15 protein-coding genes are annotated in these 15,485 nt (G+C 71.2%); 6 read left to right on the forward strand and 9 right to left on the reverse strand.

Translation table 11 applies throughout. The features are described 5' to 3' along the window. Positions 1-274 precede the first annotated feature (274 nt). The 4 genes from P8T65_RS16460 to P8T65_RS16475 form a co-directional block, all read right to left on the reverse strand. A complete protein-coding gene (locus P8T65_RS16460; protein WP_316726103.1) occupies positions 275-958 on the reverse strand; it encodes an ABC transporter ATP-binding protein in 684 nt (227 codons plus the stop codon). A gap of 122 nt (positions 959-1,080) precedes the next feature. Continuing rightward, positions 1,081-2,574 (reverse strand): ABC transporter permease, encoded by a 1,494-nt coding sequence (locus P8T65_RS16465; RefSeq protein WP_316726105.1) that lies wholly within the window; start codon positions 2,572-2,574, stop codon positions 1,081-1,083. 173 nt (positions 2,575-2,747) lie between these two features. Continuing rightward, positions 2,748-4,016: an Ig-like domain-containing protein gene (locus P8T65_RS16470; protein ID WP_316726106.1), complete on the reverse strand. Its 1,269-nt coding sequence runs from the start codon at positions 4,014-4,016 to the stop codon at positions 2,748-2,750. Positions 4,017-4,234: 218 nt separating this feature from the next. Further along, positions 4,235-4,576, reverse strand: a complete 342-nt coding sequence (locus P8T65_RS16475) for a hypothetical protein (protein WP_316726107.1) — start codon at positions 4,574-4,576, stop codon at positions 4,235-4,237. A gap of 152 nt (positions 4,577-4,728) precedes the next feature. Here P8T65_RS16475 and P8T65_RS16480 point away from each other — a divergent pair, with 152 nt between their 5' ends. Further along, entirely contained in the window at positions 4,729-5,013 is a 285-nt protein-coding gene (locus tag P8T65_RS16480; protein WP_399103117.1) for a hypothetical protein, read from the forward strand. A 210-nt stretch (positions 5,014-5,223) separates the two neighbouring features. Here P8T65_RS16480 and hutH read toward each other — a convergent pair whose 3' ends face one another. The 3 genes from hutH to P8T65_RS16495 form a co-directional block, all read right to left on the reverse strand. Beyond that, a complete protein-coding gene (gene hutH, locus P8T65_RS16485; RefSeq protein ID WP_316731608.1) occupies positions 5,224-6,762 on the reverse strand; it encodes a histidine ammonia-lyase in 1,539 nt (512 codons plus the stop codon). Positions 6,763-7,047: 285 nt separating this feature from the next. Continuing rightward, complete coding sequence (locus tag P8T65_RS16490) at positions 7,048-8,217, reverse strand: sensor domain-containing diguanylate cyclase (protein WP_230219756.1); 1,170 nt, start codon at positions 8,215-8,217, stop codon at positions 7,048-7,050. Positions 8,218-8,377: 160 nt separating this feature from the next. Continuing rightward, the gene (locus P8T65_RS16495; protein ID WP_316726109.1) at positions 8,378-9,193 is read right to left on the reverse strand and encodes an enoyl-CoA hydratase-related protein; all 816 of its coding nucleotides are present in this window, start codon (positions 9,191-9,193) and stop codon (positions 8,378-8,380) included. 702 nt (positions 9,194-9,895) lie between these two features. Between P8T65_RS16495 and P8T65_RS16500 the strand changes: the two genes are divergently transcribed. After that, entirely contained in the window at positions 9,896-10,453 is a 558-nt protein-coding gene (locus P8T65_RS16500) for a hypothetical protein (protein WP_316726110.1), read from the forward strand. 15 nt (positions 10,454-10,468) lie between these two features. Here P8T65_RS16500 and P8T65_RS16505 read toward each other — a convergent pair whose 3' ends face one another. Then, positions 10,469-11,623, reverse strand: coding sequence for an adenylate/guanylate cyclase domain-containing protein (locus P8T65_RS16505; RefSeq protein WP_316726111.1), 1,155 nt, complete (start codon positions 11,621-11,623; stop codon positions 10,469-10,471). 93 nt (positions 11,624-11,716) lie between these two features. Between P8T65_RS16505 and P8T65_RS16510 the strand changes: the two genes are divergently transcribed. After that, complete coding sequence (locus P8T65_RS16510) at positions 11,717-11,842, forward strand: hypothetical protein (protein WP_316726112.1); 126 nt, start codon at positions 11,717-11,719, stop codon at positions 11,840-11,842. Positions 11,843-11,959: 117 nt separating this feature from the next. On the opposite strand, the gene P8T65_RS16515 is transcribed toward P8T65_RS16510, so the two are convergent. After that, on the reverse strand, positions 11,960-12,862 hold the full coding sequence (locus P8T65_RS16515; protein WP_316726113.1) for a biotin--[acetyl-CoA-carboxylase] ligase: 903 nt from the start codon (positions 12,860-12,862) through the stop codon (positions 11,960-11,962). A gap of 302 nt (positions 12,863-13,164) precedes the next feature. On the opposite strand from P8T65_RS16515, the gene P8T65_RS16520 reads away from it, so the two are divergent. The 3 genes from P8T65_RS16520 (at position 13,165) to mmpB (ending at position 15,201) form a co-directional block, all read left to right on the forward strand. Beyond that, positions 13,165-14,763: an acyl-CoA carboxylase subunit beta gene (locus P8T65_RS16520; RefSeq protein WP_316726114.1), complete on the forward strand. Its 1,599-nt coding sequence runs from the start codon at positions 13,165-13,167 to the stop codon at positions 14,761-14,763. Positions 14,764-14,790: 27 nt separating this feature from the next. Then, positions 14,791-15,000, forward strand: coding sequence for an acyl-CoA carboxylase epsilon subunit (locus P8T65_RS16525; protein WP_184904269.1), 210 nt, complete (start codon positions 14,791-14,793; stop codon positions 14,998-15,000). 72 nt (positions 15,001-15,072) lie between these two features. Beyond that, positions 15,073-15,201, forward strand: coding sequence for a morphogenic membrane protein MmpB (mmpB, locus tag P8T65_RS16530; RefSeq protein WP_086784515.1), 129 nt, complete (start codon positions 15,073-15,075; stop codon positions 15,199-15,201). Positions 15,202-15,485: the final 284 nt, after the last annotated feature.

Consider the following 15,485-nt stretch of genomic DNA (forward strand, 5'->3'; position numbering starts at 1 on the left):
GCGGTCACAGCCGTACGGACGCGCTTGACGTGTCTGCGCAAGTCTCCCCCTCGATCCCGCTGTTCCGTTTGACCCGGTCAATCTGGTCAATCCGGCCAGGGGACCATCCGCACACATACGCGTCAATTCCCTCCGTTCTACGCAGTATGACCGGGGGTCAACTCGTGCCACATGCCTCGCGGCTGGGCGCAAAGCGGCGAAGTACGGGACGACCGCGACCCGCACGCGCCCCCGTCACGCCTTGGGGTTCTCCTTTCACGCCTTGGGGTTCCCTTCACGCCTTGGCGTTCTCCTTCACCGTGATCCGCCCCTTGCGGATCGTCGCGACCCGGGGGGCCTTCTTCGCCAGCACGGAGTCATGGGTGACCATGACGAAAGTGAGCCCGTGCTCCTTCCACAGCGTCTCGAGGACCTCCATGATCTCGTCGCGCGTGGACTCGTCGAGGTTGCCGGTGGGCTCGTCCGCGAGCAGCACCTTCGGTCGCTTCACCAGCGCACGGGCGATCGCGACGCGCTGCTGCTGACCACCCGACAGCTCGGTCGGCAGATGCCCCAGCCGCTCGCCGAGGCCCACCGACTCCAGTGCCTCGGCGGCCCGCTCGCGCCGCTCCTTCGCCTTCACCCCGAGCGGTACGAGAGCGGTCTCGACGTTCTCCTGCGCGGTCAGCGTCGGGATCAGGTTGAAGCTCTGGAAGACGAAGCCGATGTTCTCGCTGCGCACCTGCGTGAGCTTCGCCTCCGACAGCCGCGCCAGATCGGTCCCGTCGAGTTCGACGCTGCCGTCGGACGGCTTGTCCAGCCCTCCGAGCATCTGGAGCAGCGTGGACTTCCCACCGCCGGTGGGCCCCTGGATGACCAGCCGGTCCCCGTCGGCGATGGTCAGATCGACCGCGTCGAGCGCGGTGACGGTGTCCTTGCCGCGTGCGTACCGCTTGGTGACGCCGCTGAGTACGTACATGTGCAACTCCCGGGAGAGATAAGAGGGTTGGTGGCTGGTTCGGCCGCCGGCCAGCCGGGGGCGGGGTGGCCAAGTGGCCGGGCGACCGGCTGGCCGGGTGGCCAAGTGGTCGGCCGGTCCCGCTACTCCACGCGCCGCAACGCGTCCGCCGGCCGCAGCCGCGAGGCGCGCCACCCGCCGAACGCCCCCGCGATCAGCCCACCCGTGACGGCGAGCCCCACCGCGACCCCGATCGTCGTCACACTGACGGGCGCCGTGAGAGCGACCTCCAGCGCGTTCGACGCGGCCTGCTGCCCACCACCGGGACCACCTCCGCCCGGGAAGCCACCCCCACCGGGTCCGCCGCCGAACCCGCCGCCGGTCATCCCGACCTCGGCCTGGAGCGTCGGACTGATCGCCGTCACCGCGTAGGCCCCGGCGAGCCCCAGCGCGATCCCGAGCGCACCGCCCACGAGTCCGTTGACGACGGCCTCCCCGACGACCTGCCGGGTCACCCGCCCCGACTTCCATCCCAGCGCCTTGAGGGTGCCGAACTCCCGCACCCGCCGTGACACGGCCGACGAGGTGAGCAACCCGGCCACCAGGAAGGCGGCCACGAGCACCGCGACCGACAGCCACCTGCCGACGTTGGAGGCGAGGTCGGACGCGGTGGACAGCGACCCGGAGACCGTGGCGGCGAGGTCGGCGGAGGTGGTGACGGTCGTCCCGTCGATGTTCTCCTGGATGGCCGCCTTGACGCTGTCGATCTGCTGCGAGTCGCTCGCCTTGACGTAGATCGTGGTGACCTTGTTCTTGGAGTCGCTGAGCGTCTGCGCCTGTTTCAGCGGCATGTAGAGGTTGGCCGCCGCGTCCCCGCTGTCGGGCGTCGCGATCCCGATGACCTCGTACGTGACGCTGTTGATCGTGACGCTGCTCCCGACCTTCAGCTCCTTCTCCTTGGCGTACGACTCGTCCGCGACGACCACCTTGGCGTCGGTCTCGGACCTCTTGAACGTACGACCGCTGGTGATCTTCGAGGAGGTCAGCGGGCCCAGCTCGGGCTCGGTGACGTCCGTGCCGTAGACGGAGTAGTTGTCGACGTCGAACTCGGCGCCGCCGCCCTCGACCCGTCCCTGGGGCTGCCCCGTGCCGCCGTTCTGACCGCCGCCACCGGGGCCGCCCGGCTGCTGGCCTCCGGACCCCTCGTCCTGCTGGAACTGTCCGCGCCTGAACTGCCCGTCCACCTTGATGACCTGGAGACTGAGGCCCCCGACGGCCTCGGCGACGCCGCGCTGCTCACCGACCTCGTTGACGGTCGAGCTCGCCAAGGTCTGGAAGCCCTGGACCCGGACGAGGTCGCTGCTCTGCTCCTCGTCGGAGTCGTCATCCTGGGCGTCGAACTCGAACCGGGGGCGTTCGCCGCCGTTCTCGCCGGGCGCGGCGGCGGCCTTGGTGACGGTCATGTCCGTGCCCAGGCCGTACAGGGATTCGAGCACTTTGGCCTGGGCCTTCTCCATGCCCGAGGACACGGAACTGACCACGATCACCAGCGCGATGCCCAGGGCGAGGCCGGAGGCGACGACGAGCGCCGCCTTTCTGCGGCGGCGCAGTTCGCGCCTCAGGTAGGTGAAGAACATGGCGGCAAGCTAGGTACGCCGCGTGATGAAGGCATAAGCCCGCGATAAGAGCCTGATGAGAACCCTGTGCGCGACCCCGCGGACACCGATGCCGCGGACAGGAGCCCCTCAGACACCGATGCCGTCCCCGGGGAGCCCGGGGACGGCATCGACGACGTGCGGGTGACGGCGGATCAGACCGCCGAGCCGGCCTTCCAGGCGGCCCAGTCCAGGTTCCAGCCGTTGAGGCCGTTGTCCGGGGCGACCGTCTTGTCACCGGTGTTCCGGATGTCCACGACGTCACCGACGATCGAGTTGTTGTAGAACCAGTAGCCCGCCGTGCCCTTGTCGTTGGCACCCTTGGTGTCGTTCAGACCGACACAGCCGTGGCTGGTGTTGACGTTGCCGAAGACGGAGTCGGCGCCCCAGTAGTTGCCGTGGATGAACGTCCCGGACGTGGTGAGGCGGATGGCGTGCGGCACGTCCTTGATGTCGTACTCGCCCTTGCCGTCGTCGTCGGTGAAGCCCACGGTCGCGCCGTTCATGCGCGTCTCCTTGAACATCTCCGACATCACCATGACGCCCTGGTACGTCTTGTTCTCGGGCGAACCGGCGGAGATCGGGATGGTCTTGATGACCTTCCCGTCCTGCATGACCTTCATCTGCTTGGTCTTGGCGTCGACGACGGAGACCTGGTTACGGCCGATCTTGAAGGTGACCGTCTTCTGCTGCACACCGTAGACACCGTCGGCGCCCTCGACCCCGTCGAGCGCGAGCTTCAGGGTGACGGTGGAGTTCTCCTGCCAGTAGTCCTCGGGGCGGAAGTCGATGCGGTTGGCGTTGAACCAGTGCCCCACGATCTCCTGACCGGAGCTGCTGGAGACGGTGATCCCCTTCTGAACCTCGGCCTTGTTGGTGATCGCCTTGTCGAAGTTGATCGAGACCGGCATGCCGACGCCGACCGTGGAGCCGTCCTCGGGCGTGAAGTTGCCGATGAAGCTGTTGGCCGGGGAGACCGTGGTGAACGCGGCGTTCTCGTGCGCCTCGCGGCCCTCGGAGTCCTCGGCGGCTGCCGTGATCTTGTAGCTGGTGGACCGCTCCAGCTGGACGCTCGGGGCCCAGCTCTTCTTGTCGGCGGATATCTCGCCCTCGACGGCGGTGCCCTCGGAGGTGGTCATCTTCACGTCCGTGAGCGTGCCCTTGCTCACGGTGACCTTGGCCGAGTTGTTGATGGAGGCGTTGTCCGAGCCGTCCTTCGGCGTGATCTTGATGTCCGCCTCGGAGGTCTTCTCGGCCGCCGCCTTGTCGGCCTGGGCCTGCGAGGAGTCCCCGCCGTCGTTCCCGGACGCGTTGTCGCTGTCACCCCCGCTGCACGCAGAGAGCACCAGCACCCCGCCGAGCAGTGCGGACGCGACCGTCAGGCCCCTGCGCCGCTTACTGTTCGTCATCACACGCTTCTCCATCGTTGCCGAATCCCCAAAACCCCGAAGATCCCCGTAAGCACTTAAACACCACTACGGCACCGAGCCGTTCCGCCGAAGCGGAGATGTGGGATACGCCACTCCACCCGCAACGGATCGACGGCGACCCGGCGGCGGTGCACTAGTGACTGGTGCGACCCATGAGACGAAAGAACCCCGGGCAGCGGTTGCCGCCCGGGGCCATCAATCTCCCAAGCCGCTCAGCCGAGTCGGTCTTCCTCGTCCTCCCGATCATCATCCTCGTCGAGACCCCATTCCGGCGAATCGGGGTCGTAGTCGATGCCTTCGCTGCTCCAGGAGGCCTGGGCGAGTTCGACCCCCGGCACGTCCCCGACCAGGTCGAACGGGTCGACCAGATAGGCGAGCGCCTCCGCCGTGTCCTCCGTCACCGCACTCTCGGCGTGTACCCGTTCATCGGCGGGCATATCGGGGTCGTCCGCGATCCGCCGCAACGCGGCGCCGGTGACGGCCTCCATATCCTCGACCTCGACGACCAACTCGACGCGAAGCCGGACAAACTGTGATGTCTCCGTTGTGCTCATGCTCCGGAGCGTACGGCTCACAGGTCACGCGACTTTCCCACGACCCGCGCCTTTCATTAGCATCGCTCCCTACGGCCAATTCGCCAGCGCCACAAGGGGATCGATATTCCGTGTCCGTCGCACGTCGCGCGTCGTCCACCGCCCGCCGATCGCTGCTGACCGCCACCGCCGCGGGCACGCTGCTGGGTGCCCTCTGGTTCGTGCCGTCCGCCAACGCGACCCAGGACGAGGCGGCGATACGCGACCGGACGACGACGAACGCGTCCACGACGACGGAGACGACCACCTCCGAAACCCGCGAACTGGCCGACACGGGTAGCCCCAACACGACCCCGTACGTCATCGGGGGCACGGCGATGCTGGGCGTGGGCGCGGGTTTCCTGGCGTACGCGATCCGCCGCGAGCGGGAGGATTTCGGGCCGGTACGGGGCGTGTAGTCGGCTGCGGGTCGGTGGGGGCTGGTCGCACAGTTCCCCGCGCCCCTAAAAGGCCAGGCCCCTGCGGGCCTGGAAAAGCCGGGGCGCAGCCCCGCTTTTTCCAGGGGCGCGGGGAACTGCGCAGAAGCCCCACCGGACCCGCGGGTGGGGGGTCAAAGGGGCGCAGCCTCTTGGTGATGGGACGGGTAGGGGCGGCGGGGGCGAGACAACTCAGGCAAGCCCCCCGGTGACAGACTCCACCGCCGCCACCAACCGCCCGTCCCGCACGAACTCCTCGGCCAACGCCAGCTCAGGCGCGAGAAACCGATCCGGCCCAGGCCCCTCGATCCCGGCCTCCCGCACCGCCGCCACCACGGCCCGAGTGGCAGGCGCGGCCACCAGCCCCTCCCGCAGCTCCACCCCCCGCGTCCCCGCGTACAGCTCCACCGCGAGCACCCGGGCCAGCCCGTCCACGGCGGTCCGCAGCTTCCGCGCGGCCGCCCACCCCATCGACACATGGTCCTCCTGCATCGCGGAGGACGGAATCGAGTCGGCCGAGGCCGGAACGGCCAGCCGCTTCAGCTCGCTCACCAGAGCCGCCTGGGTGTACTGCGCGATCATCAGCCCGGAGTCGACCCCGGCGTCGTCCGCGAGGAACGGCGGCAGCCCGTGCGACCGGTTCTTGTCGAGCAGCCGGTCCGTCCGCCGCTCCGCGATCGACGCGAGATCCGCCACCGCGATGGCGAGGAAGTCGAGGACGTACGCGACCGGTGCGCCATGGAAGTTCCCGTTGGACTCGACCCTCCCGTCCGGCAGGACCACGGGGTTGTCGACCGCCGCCGCCAACTCCCGCTCCGCGACGAGCCGCGCGTAAGCGACGGTGTCCCGCCCGGCCCCGGCCACCTGCGGAGCACACCGCACCGAGTACGCGTCCTGCACGCGGGGCGCGTCGTCCTGGTGGTGCCCGGTGAGCCCCGACCCCTTCAGCACGGCGAGCATGTTGGCCGCGGAGGCGGCCTGCCCCGGGTGCGGACGGATGGCGTGCAGCTCGGGCGCGAGGACCCGGTCCGTGCCGAGCAGCGCCTCCAGCGAGATCGCGGCGGTGATGTCGGCCGAGGTGTACAGCAGTTCCAGGTCGGCGAGCGCCATGACCAGCATGCCGAGCATGCCGTCGGTGCCGTTGAGGAGGGCCAGCCCCTCCTTCTCGCGCAGCTCCACGGGAGCGATGCCGTGCTCGGCGAGCAGCTCGCCGGCAGGCCGTACGACCCCGTCGGGGCCCTCCGCGTCCCCCTCGCCCATCAGGGTGAGCGCGCAGTGCGACAGCGGCGCCAGATCGCCGGAGCAGCCGAGCGAGCCGTACTCGTGCACCACCGGGGTGATACCGGCGTTGAGGACGTCGGCCATGGTCTGCGCGACCTCGGGCCGGACGCCGGTCCGGCCGGAGCAGACGGTCTTCAGCCGCAGGAACATCAGCGCGCGCACGACCTCGCGCTCGACGCGCGGTCCCATGCCGGCCGCGTGGGAGCGGACGATGTTGCGCTGGAGCCTGGCGCGCAGCTCCGGGCTGATGTGCCGGGTCGCGAGGGCGCCGAAGCCGGTGGAGACGCCGTAGACGGGCTCAGGCTTGGCCGCCAGCGCGTCCACGATCTCGCGTGCCGCGGCGAGGGCGGCCACCGCCTCGTCGGAGAGCTCGATCCGGGCGCCGGCGCGCGCCACGGCGATGACGTCGGCCGCGGTGACCCCGGACGTCCCGAGGACCACCGTGTCCACAGAGTGCATATCCATATTCAGGATCGTAGGGACTGAATCGTCGAATGTCACGACCGAACGGGGGAGGGGCTCCTTACTGGCCGCGGTCCGCAATCCGTGTAGATCGGAATCCGCTCCGGGAACGATCCGAACTTGCTCAGAGATTGCTCAGAATTCCCAGGTCAGAGCGTTAGGGGTCCGAACAGGCGCGTAGGGTCGAGATCTCGGACCGGCCCACGGCCCACTCCCCCTCGGCCGTGGGCAGCCCAGGACCGCGCGCCGACTCGACCCGCCGCGCGGCCCGCCCTAGGACCGGCGCCCTCGAATGCGGCGCCGGTCCCCCGGGTGCGCGGGGTCCACCGGGGCGGGCGGCCGGTCGGCGAGGCTGACCACGGGATCCTCGGCACCCTCCCCCTCGCGTCCCGCGACGACCGGCTCGACGGACCCCGCGGCCTTGGCCCGGTACTGCGCCGCGTCGGCCAGCCGGAAGAGCCGCCGGGCCGACCGCAGCGGCCCGATCGGATCCCCGGTGGACGCGACCCCGCAGGCGACCCCGTCGCCCGGCTCCAGCTCCCGCGCCCGCACGCACAGGTCCCCGGCGACCCGGACCACATCGTCCGCCGACGGCCCCACCGCGAGCAGACAGAACTCGTCCCCGCCGAGCCGCGCGACCAGCACCCGAGGCAGTTCGGCCGCGCAGCGCGACAGCACGGAACCGAACCTCTCCAGCAGCTGATCGCCCATGGCGTGCCCGTAGGAGTCGTTGACCTTCTTCAGCCCGTTGAGGTCGCAGACGACGAGGCTGATCACCGTGCCGTCGCGCCGGTACGCCTCCATCGCCTCGTCGAGCCGGAGGTCGACCGCGCGGCGGTTGCCCAGTCCGGTGAGGGGGTCGGTGAAGGCGAGCCGCCGGGCTTCCTCCAGCCGCTCGGACTGCGCGAGACCGGCCGCCACGACCGAGGCGAGCACCGTGGCGAACGCGGCGTCGTCGCCGTGGAAGACGGGCTCCCCGGCGGGCCGGGCCACATACAGTTCGCCCCACGCCCGGCCGTTCAGCACCACGGGTGCCACCACGCAGCAGCCGCGCCCGCGCCGGCGCAGCGCGGCGACCCGCTGATGGCAGTAGCCGCCGGGCCGCCGACCGCCGACCGGTCCGGCGGCCGTCTCCACCCAGGCGTTGGGCTCACCGCCCTCCAGCCACCGTTCGTGCAGGAACTCGGCGATCTCCGGGAACTCGTGCACCGGGTACGTCTCGTCCTCCGGGAACTCCTCCTCGTCCGCCGCCCGGTTCCCCACGTTCACCAGCACCCGCAGCAGCCCGCGCTCCCGTTCCCACACGGACAGCGCGGCGAAGCTCCCCGAGAGCGCCCGGCACGATCCGTCCGCGGCCGCCCACCACGTCTCCGGCGACGTACGCGCCCCCGCCATCCCCCGCGCCAACGCGACCACGGCCCTCAGCCGCCTGTCCTCTCCCATCACCCCAGGCTAGGTAGCTTTGCCCTGATTCGGGACGTTAGTGGGGCGAACAGGGGTACGGGCCACGGGCACCGGAGCCGAACGGCCATGAGACACCCACGAGGCGACCACGAGGCACGCCCCCGCGACACCGGCGCACACGAACCGCCCGGCCCCACCGTCACCCCCCCGGCCAGGCCGGCTTCCGCTTCTCGTTGAACGCGGCCACGCCCTCCGCCCGGTCGCCCGAGAACGCGACCGAGCGCCAGGCCGCGTCCTCGACCTCCAGACCGGCCCGCAGGTCGAGCCCGTGGCCCAGACGCAGCGCGCGCTTGGCCGCCCGCAGCCCGACCGGCGAGTTCGCGGCGATGCGCTCGGCCAGCGCCAACGCCTCCGCGCGGTCCCGCCCCTCCGCCACCAACTCGTCCACGAGCCCCAGCTCCCGCGCCTCCTCGGCCTCCAGCCGCCGCGCCGTGAAGATCAGCTCGGCGGCCCGCGCGGCCCCCACCCGACGCGGCAGCAGCTGCGTGCCCCCGCCGCCCGGGATCACCCCCACCGACACCTCCGGCAGCCCGACCACCGCCGTACGGTCGGCCACGATCAGGTCGCAGGACAGGGCCAGTTCGAAGCCGCCGCCCAGCGCGAAGCCGTGCACGGCGGCGATCGTGGGCATCGGCAGCTCCAGCACGCCGGTGTACGCGGCGCGCGCGACGGGCCGCTGCCGCACCAGGTCGGCGTCGCTGAAGGAGTTCCGCTCCTTCAGATCCGCCCCCACACAGAACGCCCGCTCGTGCGTCGACGTCACCACGACGACGCGTACGTCCCGGTCGGCGGCGAGCGCGCCGCACGCCGCCGCGACGGAGCGGGCCATGTCGGTCGACACGGCGTTCATGGCCTTGGGCCGGTCCAGCGCGAGTTCGGCGACGTACCCGTGCCGCCGCACCACGACGAACTCCCCGAACCGCCGCTCCCCCGCCTGCTCCACACCCTCACCCATGACGCCCTCCCGGTTAACGACAGTTAACAACCACCCCGATCATCCCAGCCACCCCCACCGAACGAAACCCTGACCGGGCTCCGGATACGCCGGCAGGCGATCCACCGGCAATCGGCAGCGTCAGCCGTACGCCCGTCGGCCACCCCAACGGGAAGGCTCACGGAACCGTCCCTTGACCTGCCCCGGCGACCTTCTCCCCGTACGGGTGACATCCGGGCCCTCTCCGGCCACACCGCCCCCTACGCCGCATAGCCTGCGCTCCGCCAAAGGCGCACCGAGGGACACGGGCGCACAGGGGAGGGACGGACCATGACAACGACCACGGCCACGGCCACCAGGCCGACGCAGACCACACCACGGGCGCCACACCAGCCACCGCAGGCACAGCAACCATGGCAATCAACGCAGCCACCAGAGTCACCGCAGCCACCGCAGCCACCCCAGTCACCGACGGCGGCAGGGCCTCCCACAGCCCGGACGGCCGCCACGCCGCCAGAAGCTTCCCCGAGGCCGCCGACCCCCTCGCCGCCCTGGAAACCGTCCACGGCCCCCGCAGGCCACACGACGTCCTTCTCCGCCGCCCTCTCCGCGACCACAGCCGACGCCTCAACCGAGCACTCGCCCCAGGCCGGGCCCGCCCCCCGCCCGCGTGGCCGGCACCGGCGGCCCCGGCCCCGGAAGCTGCTGTTCGCGGTGGGCGGGATGGCCCTGGCGGCGGGCGCGCTGAGCCTCGTACGGCTGACGTCGGACCCGGTCGGCGGCGTCGGCGCGGCAGGCCCGGCACCGAGCGCGGCGGACGACATCACGGACGGGACGACCGAGGCCGGAGCCACCGTGGGCGGCGAGCCCTCCCCGGACGCGGGCACCCCGACCGCCGACACCCCCATGGGCGCCGGGAGCCCCACGCCCACCCAGCAGCCGCCCTCATCGGGAGCGCCCGCCCCCCTGCCGACCCCTTCCGGCTACCAGCCCGCACCCTCCATCGGCGTGGACATCCCCTCCGCCCCCGGCACACGCGACCTCCCCAGGACCCCACCGCCCCGGGACACCTCCACGGCGCCCAGCACTCCGGAAACCCTCCGCCCCAGTGCTCCGGCACCCACCCAGCGCCCGGCGGCAGCCCCTCAGCAGCCGACCGCGCCCGACTCACCGACCACGCCGACCCACTCCGGTGACACGACCACACCCACGAAGCCCACGAAGTCGGGCCTCTGCGTCCCGATCGTCGGCGTATGCGTCAACGACGCCCTGAGCAGGTAGCGGAGGGGGCGGACATCAGCCACGCCGCGTGAGCAGCCACGGCTGGACCACGCCCAGCCCGCGCACAGGCCGTTGCCACATCGGCTGGAGGGCGAAGCGGTACGTGGGCGGTTCCTCGCCCTCCTTCTCCGCGGCGGCCGCGGCCTCGGCGGCCTCGGCCTCGGAGGCGGGCGCCTCGCCCGTGCGGATCAGCTCCTCGGCGAAGGCACCGTCGACGAGGACCGCGTCCTTCGGCGCTATCGAGGTGAGCCTGCTCGCGAGGTTCACGGTGGACCCGAAGACGTCACCCATCCGCGTCGTCACCGTGCCGAAGGCCATGCCGACGCGCAGCTCGGGCATGGTCTCGTCGTTGGCCATGGTCTCGATGAGACGCAGGGCGATCTCGGCGGCGACACCGGCGTCGTCCGTGGCGTACAGGACCTCGTCCCCGAGGGTCTTGATGAGCCGCCCCCCGTTCGCCGCCACCAGGTCCGCGGCCGTGGTCTCGAAGGCCTCGACCAGCTCGCCGAGCTCCTCCTCCTCCATCCGACGGGTCAGCCGCGTGAACCCCACGAGATCCGCGAAGCAGACCGCGAGGCGCCGGTCGACCATCTCCTCGTCGTCCGCAGCCTGCACGACCCGCCCGGTGGCGGCGGCGAGCTGACGCCGCCAGACGTAGACGAGGAACTCCTCCAGCTCCGGGAGCAAGAGCTCGATCAGCGGATACGTCACCTCGGTCCGGGTCATCCCCGGCTCCGGCGGCTCGGTCAGCCCCTCCAGGAAGGAGTCGATCTGCCACTCGGCCAGCCGTGCCGTGGTCTGCCCGGTCGAACGGGCCACCTGCACCGCCATGGCCTCACTCAGCAGCCCCGCCTCGACGAGACCGGCGAGGCGCCGCAGCGCGAGCACGTCGGCCTCGGTCAGCGCCTTGGCCTGACCGATGTCCGCGAAGCCCATGGCCCGCCAGAAACGGGACGCCAGCTCCATGGAGACACCGGCGCTGCGTGCCGCCTGAAAAGGGGTGTACCGGCGCTCGGCACCGAGGATCAGCCCTTCGAGCCGCAGCGCCAGAGGGTCCTCCTCGTCGGCGTCCACGCCGTGGGGCTCGCCCCGCTCGAGCGAAGCCGAGAGAGGGGGCGGCTCCACGCGGCCATCCGCGTTCGTGCCGGAGCCCGTGTCCTCGACGCTCACTCCTGCTGCCCTTCCGATCTCCCGCGGTCACGTACTCGACCGGCCTCAACTCTACGGCAGGTGTGCGCCAGCTCACTCCGTCAGGTGGGGCCGATGGTGGACACCCTCCGTCATCCCCGCCCGACGCCACAGCGGGCAGTCATGCCCATGCTGCTGCAGGCACTCGTGCCGCTGGGGCGGCACGGGTGGGCGCAGGCGGCACCCGGCAAGCGCCGGTGAGCGAAACCCGCCTCACCCAGCACCACCCCCGAGTTCCCAGCCCTCACCAGCCACACCTCCCAGCACCCCCCAACACGCAGTGGTCCCACAGGCCGCACCGGTCCCACAGCAGCCCCGTCACACAGGCCGCAAGTGCACGATGTCCCCCGCCCCCACCGGCTCCTGCACCCCGTCCTCCGTGGCGATGACGAGCCGCCCGTCCCCGTCCACGGCCACGGCCTCCCCCACCACCGACCGATCCCCGGGCAGCTCGGCCCGCACGGTGCGTCCCAGCGTCGCGCACCCCGCGGCATAGGTCTCCTGGAGCCCGCTCGCGGACGGATCACCTCCGGCCTCCCGCCACCGCCCGTACCACTCCTCCAGCGACCGCAGCACGGCCCGCAGCAGCGGATCACGGTCCGTGCTCACGGCGCCGGCGAGCGCCAGCGACCCCGCCGCGGGCACCGGCAGCTCCTCCTCGCGCAGGCTGACGTTGATGCCGATCCCGATCACGACACCCTCCGAGCCCGCCCGCTCCGCGAGGATCCCGCCGGCCTTGCGCTCCTCGCCCCCCACGGTCACCAGCAGGTCGTTGGGCCACTTGAGCGCCGTGTCGACCCCGGCGGCCCGGGACAGCCCGGTCGCGACGGCGACCCCGGTGAGGAGCGGCAGCCAGCCCCAGTGCCGTACGGGCACCTCGGTCGGCTTGAGGAGGACGGAGAAGAACAGACCGGAACGCGGCGGCGCGGTCCAGACGCGGTCGAGCCGCCCCCGGCCTGCCGTCTGCTCCTCGGCGACGAGGACCGCACCTTCCTCGGCATCCCCCTTGAGAGCGAGCTGGACGAGGTCGTGATTGGTGGAGCCGGTGCGCTGCACGACCTCCACATCGCAGTACAGGCCCCCGTGCCCGCCCTCCCGAACCAGTGCCCGGCGCAGGGCAGCGGAGTTGAGGGGCGGCCGGCCGAGGTCGGACCAGCGGTCCGACCTCGGCTCACCCGGTCCGCCGGACGGGTCACCTTGTGCACCTGGTGGTTTCGTCATGCGACCCACCCTAGGTTTGACATCCTCCGCCCCGCGAGAAGGGGACGGATTCCAGCCCTGACGAGCCGAGGTTCACGGGCGCTCGATCACTCTCGTGTTGTCACCCGTCCGACGTGTCCCGCCGCGACGCCCCCACCGGGCAAGCGGAAGGGGTCAGGAGTGTGGTAAACGCCGCACTGCCGAACGCTATGCGCAGCACTACGCTACGGATGAGTAACCGCACCCACTTATGAGCACGCACCGCGCAGCACGTACTGACTGATCCCTCACGTCCCCATGAGCAGGCAGGGAGCCGCACCCCGATGTCCGAGCCGGTAGAGCCAGCAAGCATCGACATTCACACGACCGCGGGGAAGCTCGCGGATCTGCAGCGCCGTATCCACGAGGCGACGCACGCCGGCTCCGAGCGCGCGGTGGAGAAGCAGCACGCCAAGGGCAAGTTGACGGCCCGTGAGCGGATCGAGCTGCTCCTAGACGAGGACTCCTTCGTGGAGTTCGACGAGTTCGCCCGGCACCGCTCCACCGACTTCGGCATGGAGAACAACCGCCCCTACGGCGACGGCGTCGTCACCGGCTACGGCACGGTCGACGGCCGCCCGGTAGCCGTCTTCTCCCAGGACTTCACCGTCCTCGGCGGCTCGCTCGGCGAGGTCTTCGGCCAAAAAATCATGAAAGCCATGGACTTCGCCCTCAAGACCGGCTGCCCGGTCATCGGCATCAACGACTCCGGCGGCGCCCGCATCCAGGAGGGCGTCATGGCCCTCGGCATGTACGGCGAGATCTTCCGCCGCAACACCCACGCGAGCGGCGTGATCCCCCAGATCAGCCTCGTCGTCGGCCCCTGCGCGGGCGGAGCGGTGTACTCCCCCGCGATCACCGACTTCACGGTCATGGTCGACCAGACCTCGCACATGTTCATCACCGGCCCGGACGTCATCAAGACGGTCACCGGCGAGGACGTCGGCTTCGAGGAGCTCGGCGGCGCCCGCACCCACAACGCCACCTCAGGCGTCGCCCACCACATGGCCGGCGACGAAAAGGAGGCCATCGAATACGTCAAGCAGCTCCTCTCCTACCTCCCCTCGAACAACCTCAGCGAGCCCCCGGCGTTCCCCGAGCAGGCGGACCTCACCCTCACCGACGAGGACCGCGAACTCGACACCCTCGTCCCGGACAGCGCCAACCAGCCCTACGACATGCACACGGTCGTCGAACACGTCCTGGACGACGCGGAGTTCTTCGAGACCCAGGCGCTCTTCGCGCCGAACATCCTCACCGGCTTCGGCCGTGTCGAGGGCCACCCCGTGGGCATCGTCGCCAACCAGCCGATGCAGTTCGCCGGCTGCCTGGACATCGACGCCTCCGAGAAGGCGGCCCGCTTCGTGCGCACCTGCGACGCCTTCAACGTCCCCGTGCTGACCTTCGTCGACGTCCCCGGTTTCCTCCCGGGCGTCGGCCAGGAACACGAAGGCATCATCCGCCGCGGCGCCAAGCTCATCTACGCCTACGCCGAGGCCACCGTCCCCCTCATCACCGTCATCACCCGCAAGGCCTTCGGCGGCGCCTACGACGTCATGGGCTCCAAGCACCTCGGCGCCGACCTCAACCTCGCCTGGCCCACCGCCCAGATCGCCGTCATGGGCGCCCAGGGCGCGGTCAACATCCTGCACCGCCGCACCATCGCCGCCGCCCCTGACGACAAACGCGACGAGGTCCGCGCCCGTCTGATCCAGGAATACGAGGACGCCCTCCTCAACCCCTACACGGCGGCCGAGCGCGGCTACGTCGACGCCGTCATCCCGCCCTCCGAGACCCGCCGCCACCTCGTCCGCGGCCTGCGCCAACTCCGCACCAAGCGGGAATCCCTGCCCCCCAAGAAGCACGGCAACATCCCCCTGTAGCCCTCTCCAACCCCGCTGGGAGCCGACATGACCATCAAGGTCGTACGCGGAAACCCGACCCCGGAGGAGCTGGCCGCCGCCCTGGCGGTGGTCCGCGCCCGCGCCGCGGCGGCGGCCACCGAGCCGCCCGGCGCGCCCGCCCCCCGGGACTCCTGGTCCGACCCGTCCCGCATCGCCGCGCACCGCCTGCCGGCCCCGGGCCCCACCACGTGGAGCCGCACCTACTGGCCCGGCTGAGCGGAACCTCGCCTACCGAATTGAGTACGCGTACTCAGGCGCCCGGCCCGCCGGGCGGCGCACCATCGCAGCATGCTCTGGTCCGACCCTGAGAACGAGCCGCCGAAGGAACTGCGCGACACGCAGGCCATGCTTCGGCGGCTCGGCGTGCTCATGGCCTGCGCCATGCTCCTGGCGATGCTGGTCCTGGGCATCCTCTGAGCACCCCGCCGTGGGGAGAGCCGCGTACGGCGAGAAGGGGGCTTGTCGGAGGGCCGCCCGCAGCGGTTGGCGCGTCAACTCGTCGAACTCTCCAGCCCACCGACTCCGCGCCGTTCCGAGGACGGACACCCCCCGGCGCGCCCCGACCCACCCACCGTCCCCGGGCGAACCCGACGGACGGACCGCACCCCTCCAGGGGCGCGAGGAACTGCGCGACCAGCCCCCACCCACCCGCACCCGACAACGCACCCCACTCGCCCCACTCAGCCCGCACCCGGCAACGC

Origin of the sequence: Streptomyces sp. 11x1 (assembly GCF_032598905.1) — a bacterium.
Taxonomy (GTDB): Bacteria; Actinomycetota; Actinomycetes; order Streptomycetales; family Streptomycetaceae; genus Streptomyces.